Origin of the sequence: Porphyromonas sp. KLE 1280 (assembly GCF_000700805.1) — a bacterium.
In the GTDB taxonomy this organism is placed as follows: Bacteria; Bacteroidota; Bacteroidia; order Bacteroidales; family Porphyromonadaceae; genus Porphyromonas; species Porphyromonas pasteri.
The window spans coordinates 140,181-152,481 of the sequence record NZ_KL362963.1 but is presented as its reverse complement, the minus strand read 5'-3'; the positions used below and the strand labels follow the sequence as shown (position 1 = coordinate 152,481).

The window sequence follows — 12,301 nt, the reverse complement described above, 5'->3', positions numbered from 1 at the left end:
ACAATGGCAATACGTAAACTCAAGCCCACAACGCCGGGGCAAAGACATAAGGTTATTGGTGCGTTCGATAACATCACTGCCAGCGCACCAGAGAAGTCCCTTGTCGTAGGTAAGAAGAAGTCCGGTGGTCGTAACAACACCGGTAAGATGACCATGCGCTACATCGGTGGTGGTCACAAGCAGAAGCTTCGTCTCATCGACTTCAAGAGAAATAAGGACGGTATCCCTGCTACGGTCAAGAGCATCGAGTACGATCCCAATCGTACAGCTCGCATCGCTCTGCTGTACTACGCTGATGGTGCGAAGGCTTATATCCTCGCTCCCAACGGCCTGCAGGTAGGTCAGAAAGTGATGTCAGGTGCAGAAGCTGCGCCTGAGGTAGGGAACAGCCTCCCACTGGCTAACATCCCTGTCGGTACGATCATTCACAACATCGAGCTTCGTCCAGGTCAGGGCGCTAAGATGGTCCGCTCTGCCGGCGTCTTCGCTCAGCTTACTTCTCGCGAAGGTCTCTACGCCGTCATCAAGATGCCTTCGGGCGAGACGCGCCGTATCCTCTCCGCTTGTAAGGCTACCATCGGTGCCGTAGGCAACTCCGACCACGCTCTCGAGCGCTCCGGTAAGGCCGGTCGCAGCCGCTGGCTCGGCCGTCGTCCTCACAACCGTGGTGTCGTCATGAACCCTGTCGATCACCCAATGGGTGGTGGTGAAGGCCGCGCTTCTGGTGGTCACCCACGCTCACGTACGGGTCTCTACGCTAAGGGTCTCAAGACTCGTGCTCCTAAGAAGCACTCGTCTAAGTACATCATCGAGAGACGTAAGAAGTAACTGATTAATCAAAAAGAATTATGAGTCGTTCATTAAAGAAAGGTCCATATATCAACCTGAAGCTCGAGAAGAAGGTCTTGGCGATGAATGAATCTGGCAAGAAGGTCGTCATCAAGACTTGGGCTCGCGCCTCGATGATCAGCCCTGACTTCGTCGGTCATACGATTGCCGTACACAACGGGAATAAGTTCATCCCCGTCTTCATCACCGAAAACATGGTAGGTCACAAGCTCGGGGAGTTCTCTCCCACGCGTACCTTCCGTGGTCACGGCGGTAATAAGAAGAAGTAATTCGGCTGGAAGTAATTCAGACCTTTAAGTAAGAAAAGAAACAATGGGTGCAAGAAAGAAAATATCAGCCGAAGAAAGAAAGCAAGCCCTGAAGTCTACGTACTTCGCCGCGCTCCGCAACGTCCCTACGTCGCCTCGTAAGATGCGCCTCGTAGCTGACCTCGTGCGTGGCATGGAAGTAGGTCGTGCTCTTGGGGTACTCAAGTTCTCTAACAAGGAAGCCGCTGCTCGCGTGGAGAAGCTCCTCCGCTCAGCTATCGCTAACTGGGAAGAGAAGAACGGACGCAAGGCCGAAGACGGTGAGCTCTATATCTCCCGCATCTTCGTCGATGGTGCTGCTACGCTCAAGCGTATGCGCCCCGCCCCTCAGGGTCGTGGCTACCGTATCCGTAAGCGTTCGAACCACGTCACGATCTTTGTCGATTCAATAACCAATAAAGAGAACTAAACCAGATGGGACAAAAGATTAATCCTATAAGCAATCGTTTGGGATACATCCGTGGATGGGATTCCAACTGGTATGGCGGTCGTAAGTACGGTGACAAGCTTCTTGAAGATAGCCGTCTGCGTCGCTACCTGAGCGTCCGTCTGGCTAAGGCAAGTGTCTCTCGTATCGTCATCGAGCGTGCTCTCAAGCACGTCACTATCACGATCTGCACGGCTCGCCCCGGTATCGTGATCGGTAAGGGCGGTCAGGATGTAGACACGCTTAAGGAAGAGCTCAAGAAGATCACCAACAAGGATGTTCAGATCAACATCTTTGAAGTTCGTCGTCCAGATATCGATGCTGCGATTGTCGCTGACAACATCGCTCGTCAGCTCGAAGGGAAGATTGCTTACCGTCGCGCAGTCAAGGGTGCCATTGGCGCTGCTATGCGTGGTGGGGCAGAAGGGATCAAGGTACAGATCTCTGGTCGTCTGAATGGTGCAGAAATCGCTCGCTCCGAGATGTACAAGGAAGGCCGTACGCCTCTGCACACGCTTCGTGCAGACATTGACTACGCTCAGGCTGAAGCTCTGACGAAGGTCGGTATCCTTGGTATCAAGGTGTGGATCTGCAAGGGTGAAGTCTACGGCAAGCGTGACCTCGCTCCTTCGTTCACCAACCCTCAGCCAGGACATGGTGGTCGCCGTGAAGGCGGTCGCGAACGTCGTGATGGCCGTCGTGATGCTCGTGGTGGCAGACGTGGGGGTAATCGCTAACGTATAAGAACAGAAGACAGCAATGTTACAACCTAAGAAAACTAAGTTTAGAAGAGTCCAGAAGGGTCGCGCTAAGGGTAACGCCCAGCGTGGCAACCAGCTCGCCTTCGGTTCTTTCGGGATCAAGTCTCTGGGTACGCGCTGGATCACCGGTCGTCAGATCGAGGCCGCTCGTATCGCTGTGACTCGCTATATGCAGCGTCAGGGTCAGGTATGGGTACGTATCTTCCCCGATAAGCCTATCACCAAGAAGCCTGCCGACGTCCGAATGGGTAAGGGTAAGGGTTCGCCCGAAGGCTTCGTGGCTAACGTAACTCCAGGCCGTATGCTCTTCGAAATCGAAGGGGTATCCTTCGAGATCGCTAAGGAAGCTCTCCGCCTGGCTGCACAGAAGCTCCCCGTGACGACGAAGTTCGTCGTCCGCCGCGACTACGATATGTCTAACACTAACCTGTAATAGAAGAGATGAAATTAGCAGAGATCAAGGCGCTCACTACGCCTGAGCTACAGGAGCGTGTAGTAGCCGAAGAGGCAGCTTACAACAAGAAGTGCATCGACCATGCAGTGACCCCCGCAGACAACCCTGCTGAGATCCGCCGCATGCGCCGCACGATCGCTCAGATGAAGACCATCCTTCGTGAGCGCGAACTCAACAACAATTAATGTGTCCTCCCGATGGAACAGAGAAGATTAAGAAAAGAACGTGTAGGCGTCGTTTCTTCCAATAAGATGGACAAGACCATTACGGTCGCTGTCAAGTGGAAGGAAAAGCACCCTATCTATGGTAAGTTCGTCAACAAGACGAAGAAGTACCATGCTCACGACGAGAAGAACGAGTGCAACATCGGTGATACGGTCCGTATCATGGAGACTCGCCCTTTGAGCCGTACCAAGAGATGGAGATTAGTCAATATTATCGAAAGAGCTAAGTAGTATATGATCCAGCAAGAATCAAGACTCGTAGTAGCAGACAATAGCGGTGCAAAGGAAGCCCTCTGTATCCGCGTCCTCGGCGGTACGCGCCGTCGCTATGCCTCTGTCGGTGATATCATCGTCGTTGCTGTCAAGAGCGTCATCCCCTCTTCTGACCTGAAGAAGGGTGTCGTATCTAAGGCAATCATCGTCCGCACGAAGAAGGAAGTTCGTCGTCCCGACGGCTCCTACATCCGCTTCGATGACAACGCTTGCGTCCTGCTCAATGCTGCTGGCGATATGCGTGGTAGCCGTATCTTCGGCCCTGTAGCTCGTGAGCTGCGTGCCGTGAATATGAAGATCGTTTCTCTCGCGCCTGAAGTCCTCTAACCCTTAAAGACGAAAGAAGAAATGAGTAAGTTACATATCAAGAAGGGCGACCAGGTCGTCGTCCTCAGCGGTGTAGATAAGGGGAAGACGGGCCGTGTGCTTGAAGTCCTCGTAGACAAGCAGCGCGCTATCGTCGAAGGCGTAGCCATCGTCGCTAAGCACGCTAAGCCCAGCGCAAAGAACCCTCAGGGAGGGATCGAGAAGAAGGAAGCTCCTATCCATATCGCTAAGCTCAACCTCGTCGATCCTAAGACGGGTAAGGCTACGCGTGTCGGTCGTCGTCTCAACGACGAAGGGAAGCTCGTACGTTATTCCAAAAAGTCAGGAGAGGAGATTAAGTAATGAGCAATACTGCAAGTCTTAAGAACGAATATAAGGAACGCATCGTTCCCGCCCTCATCGAGCAGTTCGGTTATCAGTCTCGCATGCAGGTGCCCGTCCTGAAGAAGATCGTCATCAACCAGGGCCTCGGTATGGCTACGGCTGATAAGAAGATCATCGACGTAGCTATCGCAGAACTCTCTGCCATCACCGGTCAGAAGGCTGTTGCTACGGTTTCGAAGAAGGACATCTCTAACTTCAAGCTTCGTAAGAAGATGCCTATCGGTGTTATGGTTACCCTGCGCCGCGAGCAGATGTACGAGTTCCTCGAGCGTCTGATCCGTATCGCGCTGCCCCGTATCCGTGACTTCAAGGGGATCGAAAGCAAGTTTGATGGCCGTGGTAACTATACCCTCGGTATCAGCGAGCAGATCATCTTCCCTGAGATCAACCTCGACGGCATCACCAAGATCCTCGGTATGAACATCACGTTCGTTACCTCGGCTCAGACTGACGAAGAAGGTTACGCACTCCTCAAGGAGTTCGGCCTCCCATTCAAGAACGCTAAGAAAGGCAACTAAATACTATGGCAAAGGAATCAATGAAGGCACGCGAAGTAAAGCGTGCAAAGCTCGTCGCTAAGTATGCTGCCAAGCGTGCTCAGCTCAAGGCCGAAGGGAACTACGAAGCACTTCAGGCTCTGCCTAAGAACGCTTCTCCCGTACGTCTGCACAACCGCTGCAGCATGACGGGTCGTCCCAAGGGCTATATGCGCCAGTTCGGCATCTCTCGTATCCAGTTCCGTGAGATGGCTTCTGCCGGTCTCATCCCTGGGGTGAAGAAGGCCAGCTGGTAAGCACTTAGCTATCCAACCCTAAGGAAGGAGACTGTACCACCATCCCGTGGTATAGTCTCCTTCTTCTCTTTTCCCGAAACCCTTTCTCCGCTTCTCTGTGGCATCACCATGGGCGTGGTGCCTCAGAAGTACTACTGCATAGTGGAATGAAGCTATATAGCTTCGTCGTCGGACCACTATTGGTTCATCTTCGGAGCAGTATTGGTTCACGCTCGTTTCTATATAGGAATGCCCAGTGACCAGTATAGCTTTCCTCTCCCCACACTATAGCTCCGCCTCCTGGGGCTATAGTGCTTAGCCCTACTCCTCTTTATGAATCGTCGATTACTCCTCTCTCTATTCACCTTCTCCCTCCTTGCTGCTTCGTCTCTCTCCTGCACCTCTTCGCATGCTACCGAAGGCGGTCGCTGCACGGGTAAGAAGTACTGTACCGCTTGTAAGAATTGCCGTTACTGCCAGCATTGTGCCAAGGGCGGCGGTCGCTGTGGTGTCTGCACCCCCTCCCGGCGCTAAACCTTCCGCCTTCATTAGCCTTGGGATCGCTTGGCTTGTCGTCAAGCTACAGGATCTCATCGGCTACCACGTGCTGAAGTAAGCCGGACGCCTGTCGTTGAAGGCAAAAAAGCAGCGGCCCCCACCTCACGATTGAGGTGGGGGCCGCTGCTTTTATAATAGGTGTGTGCTTTAAGCGAAGAGGGTAGCTTCGACCTGCTCGATGCGCTCCTTGAGAGCGGGCTCGAGGGAGAGGCGGCCTTCGATAGCCTTGCAGCCGTGCATGATCGTCGTGTGGTCGTTGCGGTTCAGTAGCTGGGCGATCGTATTGTAGGACGCGCTGGTGTGCTTCTTCACGAGGTACATCGTGACCTGGCGGGGCAGGGCAAGGACGGCCTTACGTGAGGGTGTGCGGAGCTGTGCCTTCTCGACGCCGAAGACGGAGCAGACGGTATCGAGGATGGACTCGGGTGTCACCTCACGGCGCTCGATGGAGACGGTACCCCCGACGATACGGCGCGTGGCCTCGAGGTCTACTGCACCATGATCGGAGAACTGCGAGTGCGTGATGATCGTACGGATAGCCCCCTCGAGCTGACGGACGTTGTCCTGCATGCTCTCGGCGATGAACTCCACGCACTCTTCTCCGAGCTCGACTCCGCTGTCGGCGACACGGCGCTGGAGGATCTTGCGGCGAAGCTCTAGGTCGGGGCGGTCAATGCGTAGCATCATCGCGCTCTGGATACGCGTCATGATACGCGTCTCCATCCCCTTGAGGTCCACAGGAGGGACGTCGCAGGTGACGATGATCTGCTTGCCGAGGAGGTAGAGGTGATTGAAGATATCGAAGAACGCCTGCTGTGTCTTAGTCTTACCGATGAGCCCCTGGATATCGTCAATGATGAGCATATCCATCTGCTGGTAGAAGTCTACGAACATACCACGCTCGGGACCGCGCATCAGGCTGTCACGGACGAACTGCGCTTCGAACTTCGAGCTTGACACGTAGCAGACACGCATCGTGGGGTGGAGCTCCATAGCGCGCTGCCCAATAGCCTGCGAGAGGTGGGTCTTCCCTACGCCACTGGGGCCATAGATGAAGATGAAGTTCAGCGGAGCCTGCCCAGGGCGTGCGGCCGTAGCTTCAGCGATGCGCAGGGCCTCGCGGTTACAAGCACTCTCGTAGAAGGTCTCAAAGCGGAGGTCGGCACTGAGGTGAGACGTATAGTCTTGTGTGCGCGCCAGCTTAGGCTGAGGTGCAGGCTGAGCCGTCTGAGCGGGGGTGAGGTAGATCTCGAGGCCCTGAGGAGAGAGGATCTCGCTCTGAGCTCGTACGAGTAGGGTCTCATAGGTGCGTACGAGTTCCTCGTAGAATGCCTTCGAAGGGACCTCGAGCACGAGCGCTTCGAAACGCCCCTGCTCATCCTCGCGCGTCTCGATGCCGAGCGGGCGGATGGGGGCGAACCAGCGCTGGAGCGTCTGGGGGTCACAGGAGCCGGCTATGATCTGGAGGCATTGCTTCCAGAGCTGCTCCCCTGAAGAAGGAGGAGTTGTCGTTTGCATGAGGGGTTGCCTTGCGTAGTCGTGGACCAAGGGCATTACTATATTTAGGAGCCAAGCGGGGGCATCGGGCGCGGTGATAGGCGCTCGTGCTGCTGAGCCTCAGTTGCTATGGGGTAAGGAGGTTATCCACAAGGTGGTTTTACCCTTAATGTGCTATACATTAGCCGTATAGTGTGGTATAGGGGGTGTCTTGTGTGACCTCTTATCTGGTGCAAAGTTTGGCAAAAGTGCGGAGAAAAAAAAACGGCCTTGAGTCTTGCTTTTCTCATACTAATTCTATGGGTTTTGTTCTCAAGCGATTACCACCTTCCCGCAGAAGGAGCTTCTGCGATGTCCTCCTAAGCGCTTATAAATCAAGCCTTCTCTTCGCTATGCACAGAGCTACTCACAGAGTTATCCACACGATGTTGTCGGGGTAAGATGTTGAGGATAAGTCTTCTTCTTCTTTTGGAACAAAAGATTTCCACAGGTGGGTTACTGCTTGCTTTAGGCGGGGGAGTGCAAACTTTTCCGCGGAAGAGGGCGCGGAGGGTGCGCAGAGGAGGAGTGGGAAGGAGTGTAGAAGGATGGCTGCGAGGTGCTGAGGATGGGGTGAGTGCGTGCGCGAAGAGGGTGGGAAGTTGTGTGCGGAAGGGTGGCAGAGAGGTGCTGAGGATGGGATCACAATGTGCGGTAGGAGGCGGGTGAGAGGTGCATATATAGAGGTCGAGTGTGGAGGGGAGGAGGTAGGGCGTGGTGAGGTGCGTATGTAGCGGTCGAGTATGTCGATCCGGTAGAGCGTGGTGAGCGGGTAGCGTATGCTGGGGAGGAGGGGAGAGGTGATGCGGGTGGTATGGCGATGGGGAGGGTGCGGTGCAGGGTGACGCAGGTGGCGAGGCGCGGGCATCGACTACCGCCGGTAGTGGTAGTCGATGCCGAAGAGAGCGCCGGCGAAGGTCATCACTTCGCCATAGGCAATGAGGACGCTGGAGTGAATCTCCCCAGGTGGGGCGGTGACGAAGGCTGCACCGAGGAGGAGCATGCCGAAGAGGCTGAGCAGGGTGGCGATGACGAGCTGGAGTGTCGCCTTGGATTTATTCGGTTGCATGGCTTATTGGGCTGATGGAGATGTCGTGGTATTCCCTCTGGGCATCGAAGCAGGGGCATAGCTTGATCCATTCGTCGGGCGTGATACGGCCGTCGCCGTTGCGGTCGGGGCTGAGGTCACGATGGCCGAGGATGGTAGCTTGTGGGGCGAGTGTGTGGAGGTGCTCAAGGAGCTGACGGAGGGCCGTACGCTGCTCGGCGGTGCGGGTATCGGCAGGACGGCCCGCCTCATCTAAGCCACCCTCGTAGCAGACGCCGTAGCTTGAGCGGTTGTAGCCTCGTGCGTGGGCACCTATCTGCTCAAGCGGGCGCAGAGGAATGATAGCACCCGAGCGACGGATGTAGAAGTGATAGCCTGCCGAGCGGAAGCCACGGGCACGATGGTCACGCTCCAGGGCTTCGGGCGAATAGGATTGGCTGGCGCGCGTGGCACTGCAGTGCACGACGATGTAGCGGATGTCGGTGGGTCTCATCGCTTGGTCCTCCTATAAGTAAGGTAGATGGCTCCGAGAAGGAGAGGGAGGGTGACGCCGAGGGCGAAGGGGCGTAAGGGGCTCGCTGGTGCCTTGTACGACGTGATGGTCTTTCCGCTCGCCTGGGTCGTGGAGTGAAGGCTATCTGCCTCCCGTAGAGCGCCCGTGGTAGTCGCCTGATGCCGCCCGATCTGTCGGAGGTGATAGTGCGCTATCCAGCCTGCGCCCTTCGCCTTGGAGGAGGCGGTAGTATCAGTGTGCGGAGGGAGGAGCTGCACAACCTCGGTGAGGTCCAGCGTGAGGGTATCGAGGGCGTGCTCCTGCTGGGTGGTGTGCAGGGTGCGCTGTAGGTCGCTCGTGGTGTGGCCCTCGGTCGTGCTCTCGCGTGTCGTGCGGTGGTGTGAAGCACAGCCGTAGAGCCCGATGAGGAGGGCTAAGGTGAGGAGTCCCGGCTGCGGAATGGTGGTGTACATAAGTCAATCAATAAAGAGGAATACAGCCCCTCTCAGGGGGCGCTCCGCCTACCTTGGGGGAGCGATACAAAGGTAGTAGGGCGTGGTAGGGGTGGCGGTCTTTATTGGTCGTCTTCGTCGGTGATGGCTCGTACCTGCGTTCTCCCTCGGTGGTGTGCGTGGCGGATGAGGGCGAGAGAGGCGGTGCATCGCCTGACTCTGGTAGGATGGTGAGTGGCGTGTGCGTGGTGTGCAGTCCCTATGAAGGCACTCAGTCGTGCTGGGAAGGTAGCGGAGGGAGCCGTGAAGGGGTGTGCAGGAGGGTATAGTATATATTAAGGTTACGCGCGCGCGAAAGGGCGTGGCTTTATGGTAGGGAGATATAAGACTCGGGGGCTACACCATCAGCTAAGTGCTGGGTGTAGCCCCCGAGAGGAGTGGTTGCCCTATGGGCGGTGTCGCTTACTTCTTAGCGCGGCGAGCACGGATGACGTGGCGAACTTCCTCGAGCTGCTCTACGCGACGCAGACGTTCGGGTTCGCTCTCTACGAAGAGCTCTTCCTTCTCAGCGGGGCGGACGTAAGCGAGGGCTTCACCCTTGCGGATGTTAGCACCCTGAGCAGCGACCTCAGCGAGGCGGCCGGTGAAGTTCGAGATGACGGGCTCGAAGTAGCCTGCAGCCGTCTGGATGTAGCAGAGAGGCTCACCCGTCTTGATGAAGGTACCGAGGGCAGGAGCCGTAGAGTAGTCTTCGGGGTCTACCTCCCAGATGATCTGACCAGAGGCAGGAGCTTCGATAGGCTCGGTGCCCTGGCGCTTGATCTTCTGTGCATCTTCGGCGCTGTAGCCCTTCTTGACGAGGGCGTCGGTCTTGGCCTTGTCGAGCTCAGCCTGGAAGCGCTCCTTAGCTGCACCGCTCTTGTAGTCGCGGTACTGAGCTTCGTGCATAGCGAATTCGAAGAGTTCTTCGTCGTCTTCGCCGAGCTCCCAGCCGTTCTCCTTCATCTCAGCGCGGAACTTATCCAGCGCATCGGGGTAGTTGAGCTGAGGATCTTCGGTGGTGAACTCGAAGCCCTTTTCCTTCGCCAGGTCGATGATCTCCTGATCGAGCTTGCCGGGCAGACGGCCAGACTTCCCGAGGATCATACCCCACGTGTTGTTGTCGATAGCCTCCCAGCGGCCCTTGCCGATGGTGAGGTTGTAGACGTTCATCAGAGCGACGTTCTTGACGTACTGGCTGAATGGCGTGACGAGTGGGGGATAGCCGAGGCGAGGCCATACGTAGGCCACTTCGTCGAAGAGGCGGACGAGGAGGTCGTCGACGCTCAGCTCGGGTTCGCCCTTCTTACGCAGGTGCATGTTGATACCAGCGTGTACGCCCTTGAGGTCAGCCATCATCGAGCCCATCATACCACCAGGCAGACCGCAGCCTACGAGGAGCGAAGAGGTCAGCATGTTGGAGGGATTGATGAAGTAGCCGAGGAAGTCATCGATGAACTCCTGCGTGAGGGCGCGAGCCTTCATGTAGGCGTCCATGTTGATGTCAGCGACCTTGTAGCCAGCGTCGATGAGCATCTCGCGGATGGTGATGACGTCTGGGTGGATCTTACCCCAAGAGAGGGGCTCCATAGCTACGTCGATGACGTCGGCGCCGTTGTCACAGACCTCGAGCATGGAGGCTACGGAGAAGCCAGGACCCGAGTGACCGTGGTATTCGATGATGACCTCGGGGTGCTTGGTCTTGATAGCCTTCACCAGACGGCCGAGGAAGCGAGGACGGCCGATACCAGCCATGTCCTTGAGGCAGATCTCGGGGGCACCAGCTGCGATGAACTGGTCCGCCAGGTCAGCGTAGTACTCGACGGTGTGGACGGGGGAGTGGGTGATACAGAGCGTAGCCTGTGGGATCATCCCAGCTTCCTTCGCGTAGTGGATGGAGGGGATGACGTTGCGGGGGTCGTTGAGCCCGTCGAAGATACGGGTGATATCGACACCCTGGGCCTTCTTGACCTTGTACATCAGGCGACGTACGTCAGCAGGGACGGGGAACATGCGCAGGCCGTTGAGACCACGGTCCAGCATGTGCGTCTGGATGCCAGCATCGTTGAGGGGCTTAGTGAAGGCGCGGACGGCCTTGTTGGGGTTCTCCCCGTAGAGGAGGTTGACCTGTTCGAAGGCCCCCCCGTTGGTTTCGACGCGTGCGAAGCAACCCATCTCGACTAAGACGGGGGCGATACGCTCGAGCTGGTCCTTGCGGGGCTGGTACTTCCCTGAGGACTGCCACATGTCACGGTAGACCAGGCTAAGTTTGATTTCTCTCTGTGCCATAAGGGTGAGTTAGTGATAAGGGATTATTTCGTGTATTATTTCTCGTGTGTCGTGGGCCTACGGTGGCTGGTCATATCGAGTGTGTGTAGCCATTGCAGGGCGATGAGGCTGGCAGTCTCGGTGCGCAGGCGGCTCGCTCCGAGGGTGATGGGCTGGCACCCGCGGCGGGTAGCCTCCTCGATCTCCTCGACGGAGAAGTCTCCTTCGGGTCCGACCATCAGGAGCGTCTTCGCCTCGGGGCGGAAGAAGTGATCGATGGTGCGGCGCTCGGGGCCGACGGTGCTACGGCAGTGGGCCATAAGCCGAAGGTCATAGTCCGCTGTCATCTCGAGGAGCTGGGCAAAGGGCACGTCGGGGATGAGGCGAGGAAGGAGGGCCTTGTGGGACTGCTTCATCGCGCTCTGGATGATGCGCTCCAGACGCTCGGCGCTGGTATGCTTGCGCTCGGAGTGCTGGGTGCGGATGAGGTAGACTTCATCCAGACCTACCTCGACCATCTTCTCGAGCGTCCACTCGAGGCGGTCGATGTTCTTCGTGGGAGCGACGGCTACGGCCCAGTGGCCTCTCCAGTACTTCTGCCAGGGCTCCTCGCGCTCTATCGAGAGGAGGCAGTGACGGCGGTCTACGCCTGAGACGCGGGTCTCGAAGAGGGTGCCACAGCCATCGGTGACGAGGAACTCATCGCCTACCTTCGCGCGCAGCACACGGATCGCATGCTGGGCTTCTCCCTCGGGGAGCTGGAGCTCCTCACGTAGGGCTGGGGCATAGAAGAGCGGTAGGTCTTTCATCTTTGTGCTCATTGATTTCCTCGTACCAAAGTTACGCTTTTTACCGCGGAATAAAGAAAGAAAAAGGCAATTGCACACTATTCATTTTAGTGTGCTAAAGTATCGCACGCTCAGCTCCCCGATATACCTCTCCGAAGCGACACGCAAGCCCTTCGTCTTATTGCGAGTATTTCTCTTATCCAGCGGAGGAAAAAGCATCGTTCTCGCGAAGAAAAAAGTGCCTTCCCGTAGTGGTTTTCCTCTATCTACGCACGTAGTCTTAAAGACCAGGTACGTCAGTCCTAATATCCACGTGCGTAGCTATTAGATCCACGTACGT

At 56.6% G+C, this 12,301-nt stretch carries 18 protein-coding genes; 12 read left to right on the top strand and 6 right to left on the bottom strand.

Going from position 1 to position 12,301, the window contains the following annotated elements; genetic code table 11:
* Nucleotides 1–3: 3 nt before the first annotated feature.
* The 12 genes from rplB (at nt 4) to HMPREF1121_RS08805 (ending at nt 5,313) form a co-directional block, all read left to right on the top strand.
* Entirely contained in the window at nt 4–828 is an 825-nt protein-coding gene (rplB, locus tag HMPREF1121_RS04325; RefSeq protein ID WP_044114911.1) for a 50S ribosomal protein L2, read from the top strand.
* Between the two features lie 20 nt (nt 829–848).
* Entirely contained in the window at nt 849–1,118 is a 270-nt protein-coding gene (rpsS, locus tag HMPREF1121_RS04320; RefSeq protein WP_009432244.1) for a 30S ribosomal protein S19, read from the top strand.
* 43 nt (nt 1,119–1,161) lie between these two features.
* The gene (rplV, locus tag HMPREF1121_RS04315; RefSeq protein ID WP_009432229.1) at nt 1,162–1,566 is read left to right on the top strand and encodes a 50S ribosomal protein L22; all 405 of its coding nucleotides are present in this window, start codon (nt 1,162–1,164) and stop codon (nt 1,564–1,566) included.
* A gap of 5 nt (nt 1,567–1,571) precedes the next feature.
* On the top strand, nt 1,572–2,321 hold the full coding sequence (rpsC, locus tag HMPREF1121_RS04310) for a 30S ribosomal protein S3 (protein ID WP_009432220.1): 750 nt from the start codon (nt 1,572–1,574) through the stop codon (nt 2,319–2,321).
* A gap of 22 nt (nt 2,322–2,343) precedes the next feature.
* Nucleotides 2,344–2,778 carry a 50S ribosomal protein L16 gene (rplP, locus tag HMPREF1121_RS04305; protein ID WP_009432248.1) on the top strand — a complete coding sequence of 145 codons (435 nt, stop codon included), beginning with the start codon at nt 2,344–2,346 and terminating at the stop codon, nt 2,776–2,778.
* Between the two features lie 8 nt (nt 2,779–2,786).
* A complete protein-coding gene (gene rpmC / locus HMPREF1121_RS04300; protein WP_009432251.1) occupies nt 2,787–2,984 on the top strand; it encodes a 50S ribosomal protein L29 in 198 nt (65 codons plus the stop codon).
* Between the two features lie 12 nt (nt 2,985–2,996).
* On the top strand, nt 2,997–3,254 hold the full coding sequence (gene rpsQ / locus HMPREF1121_RS04295) for a 30S ribosomal protein S17 (protein ID WP_044114910.1): 258 nt from the start codon (nt 2,997–2,999) through the stop codon (nt 3,252–3,254).
* 3 nt (nt 3,255–3,257) lie between these two features.
* Nucleotides 3,258–3,623: a 50S ribosomal protein L14 gene (gene rplN / locus HMPREF1121_RS04290; protein ID WP_009432249.1), complete on the top strand. Its 366-nt coding sequence runs from the start codon at nt 3,258–3,260 to the stop codon at nt 3,621–3,623.
* A 21-nt stretch (nt 3,624–3,644) separates the two neighbouring features.
* A complete protein-coding gene (gene rplX / locus HMPREF1121_RS04285) occupies nt 3,645–3,965 on the top strand; it encodes a 50S ribosomal protein L24 (RefSeq protein WP_044114909.1) in 321 nt (106 codons plus the stop codon).
* A complete protein-coding gene (gene rplE / locus HMPREF1121_RS04280) occupies nt 3,965–4,525 on the top strand; it encodes a 50S ribosomal protein L5 (protein ID WP_044114908.1) in 561 nt (186 codons plus the stop codon). The genes rplX and rplE overlap by 1 nt, the downstream gene beginning before the upstream one ends.
* Before the next feature lie 5 nt (nt 4,526–4,530).
* Nucleotides 4,531–4,800 carry a 30S ribosomal protein S14 gene (gene rpsN, locus HMPREF1121_RS04275; RefSeq protein WP_021667372.1) on the top strand — a complete coding sequence of 90 codons (270 nt, stop codon included), beginning with the start codon at nt 4,531–4,533 and terminating at the stop codon, nt 4,798–4,800.
* A 312-nt stretch (nt 4,801–5,112) separates the two neighbouring features.
* The gene (locus HMPREF1121_RS08805; protein ID WP_156946049.1) at nt 5,113–5,313 is read left to right on the top strand and encodes a hypothetical protein; all 201 of its coding nucleotides are present in this window, start codon (nt 5,113–5,115) and stop codon (nt 5,311–5,313) included.
* 171 nt (nt 5,314–5,484) lie between these two features.
* On the opposite strand, the gene dnaA is transcribed toward HMPREF1121_RS08805, so the two are convergent.
* The 6 genes from dnaA to HMPREF1121_RS04245 form a co-directional block, all read right to left on the bottom strand.
* Nucleotides 5,485–6,855: a chromosomal replication initiator protein DnaA gene (gene dnaA, locus HMPREF1121_RS04270; RefSeq protein WP_044115144.1), complete on the bottom strand. Its 1,371-nt coding sequence runs from the start codon at nt 6,853–6,855 to the stop codon at nt 5,485–5,487.
* An 889-nt stretch (nt 6,856–7,744) separates the two neighbouring features.
* The gene (locus HMPREF1121_RS04265; protein ID WP_009432862.1) at nt 7,745–7,942 is read right to left on the bottom strand and encodes a hypothetical protein; all 198 of its coding nucleotides are present in this window, start codon (nt 7,940–7,942) and stop codon (nt 7,745–7,747) included.
* Nucleotides 7,929–8,414 (bottom strand): N-acetylmuramoyl-L-alanine amidase, encoded by a 486-nt coding sequence (locus HMPREF1121_RS04260; protein WP_044114907.1) that lies wholly within the window; start codon nt 8,412–8,414, stop codon nt 7,929–7,931. Before HMPREF1121_RS04260 ends, HMPREF1121_RS04265 begins: the two co-directional genes overlap by 14 nt.
* On the bottom strand, nt 8,411–8,887 hold the full coding sequence (locus HMPREF1121_RS04255) for a hypothetical protein (protein WP_044114906.1): 477 nt from the start codon (nt 8,885–8,887) through the stop codon (nt 8,411–8,413). Before HMPREF1121_RS04255 ends, HMPREF1121_RS04260 begins: the two co-directional genes overlap by 4 nt.
* 441 nt (nt 8,888–9,328) lie before the next feature.
* The gene (locus HMPREF1121_RS04250; protein WP_044114905.1) at nt 9,329–11,194 is read right to left on the bottom strand and encodes an oxaloacetate decarboxylase; all 1,866 of its coding nucleotides are present in this window, start codon (nt 11,192–11,194) and stop codon (nt 9,329–9,331) included.
* Between the two features lie 35 nt (nt 11,195–11,229).
* Nucleotides 11,230–11,994, bottom strand: a complete 765-nt coding sequence (locus HMPREF1121_RS04245) for an RsmE family RNA methyltransferase (RefSeq protein ID WP_232223732.1) — start codon at nt 11,992–11,994, stop codon at nt 11,230–11,232.
* Nucleotides 11,995–12,301: the final 307 nt, after the last annotated feature.

What these genes read in the sequence shown, in the direction of transcription:
- rplX (WP_044114909.1), top strand. Translation starts at nt 3,645, where the DNA reads ATGAGTAAGTTACATATCAAGAAGGGCGACCAGGTCGTCGTCCTCAGC.
- HMPREF1121_RS04250 (WP_044114905.1), bottom strand. Translation starts at nt 11,194, where the DNA reads ATGGCACAGAGAGAAATCAAACTTAGCCTGGTCTACCGTGACATGTGG.
- HMPREF1121_RS04260 (WP_044114907.1), bottom strand. Translation starts at nt 8,414, where the DNA reads ATGAGACCCACCGACATCCGCTACATCGTCGTGCACTGCAGTGCCACG.
- rpsS (WP_009432244.1), top strand. Translation starts at nt 849, where the DNA reads ATGAGTCGTTCATTAAAGAAAGGTCCATATATCAACCTGAAGCTCGAG.
- HMPREF1121_RS08805 (WP_156946049.1), top strand. Translation starts at nt 5,113, where the DNA reads ATGAATCGTCGATTACTCCTCTCTCTATTCACCTTCTCCCTCCTTGCT.
- rplE (WP_044114908.1), top strand. Translation starts at nt 3,965, where the DNA reads ATGAGCAATACTGCAAGTCTTAAGAACGAATATAAGGAACGCATCGTT.
- HMPREF1121_RS04265 (WP_009432862.1), bottom strand. Translation starts at nt 7,942, where the DNA reads ATGCAACCGAATAAATCCAAGGCGACACTCCAGCTCGTCATCGCCACC.
- rpsQ (WP_044114910.1), top strand. Translation starts at nt 2,997, where the DNA reads ATGGAACAGAGAAGATTAAGAAAAGAACGTGTAGGCGTCGTTTCTTCC.
- rpmC (WP_009432251.1), top strand. Translation starts at nt 2,787, where the DNA reads ATGAAATTAGCAGAGATCAAGGCGCTCACTACGCCTGAGCTACAGGAG.
- rpsN (WP_021667372.1), top strand. Translation starts at nt 4,531, where the DNA reads ATGGCAAAGGAATCAATGAAGGCACGCGAAGTAAAGCGTGCAAAGCTC.
- HMPREF1121_RS04245 (WP_232223732.1), bottom strand. Translation starts at nt 11,994, where the DNA reads ATGAGCACAAAGATGAAAGACCTACCGCTCTTCTATGCCCCAGCCCTA.
- dnaA (WP_044115144.1), bottom strand. Translation starts at nt 6,855, where the DNA reads ATGCAAACGACAACTCCTCCTTCTTCAGGGGAGCAGCTCTGGAAGCAA.
- HMPREF1121_RS04255 (WP_044114906.1), bottom strand. Translation starts at nt 8,887, where the DNA reads ATGTACACCACCATTCCGCAGCCGGGACTCCTCACCTTAGCCCTCCTC.
- rplN (WP_009432249.1), top strand. Translation starts at nt 3,258, where the DNA reads ATGATCCAGCAAGAATCAAGACTCGTAGTAGCAGACAATAGCGGTGCA.
- rplP (WP_009432248.1), top strand. Translation starts at nt 2,344, where the DNA reads ATGTTACAACCTAAGAAAACTAAGTTTAGAAGAGTCCAGAAGGGTCGC.
- rplB (WP_044114911.1), top strand. Translation starts at nt 4, where the DNA reads ATGGCAATACGTAAACTCAAGCCCACAACGCCGGGGCAAAGACATAAG.
- rplV (WP_009432229.1), top strand. Translation starts at nt 1,162, where the DNA reads ATGGGTGCAAGAAAGAAAATATCAGCCGAAGAAAGAAAGCAAGCCCTG.
- rpsC (WP_009432220.1), top strand. Translation starts at nt 1,572, where the DNA reads ATGGGACAAAAGATTAATCCTATAAGCAATCGTTTGGGATACATCCGT.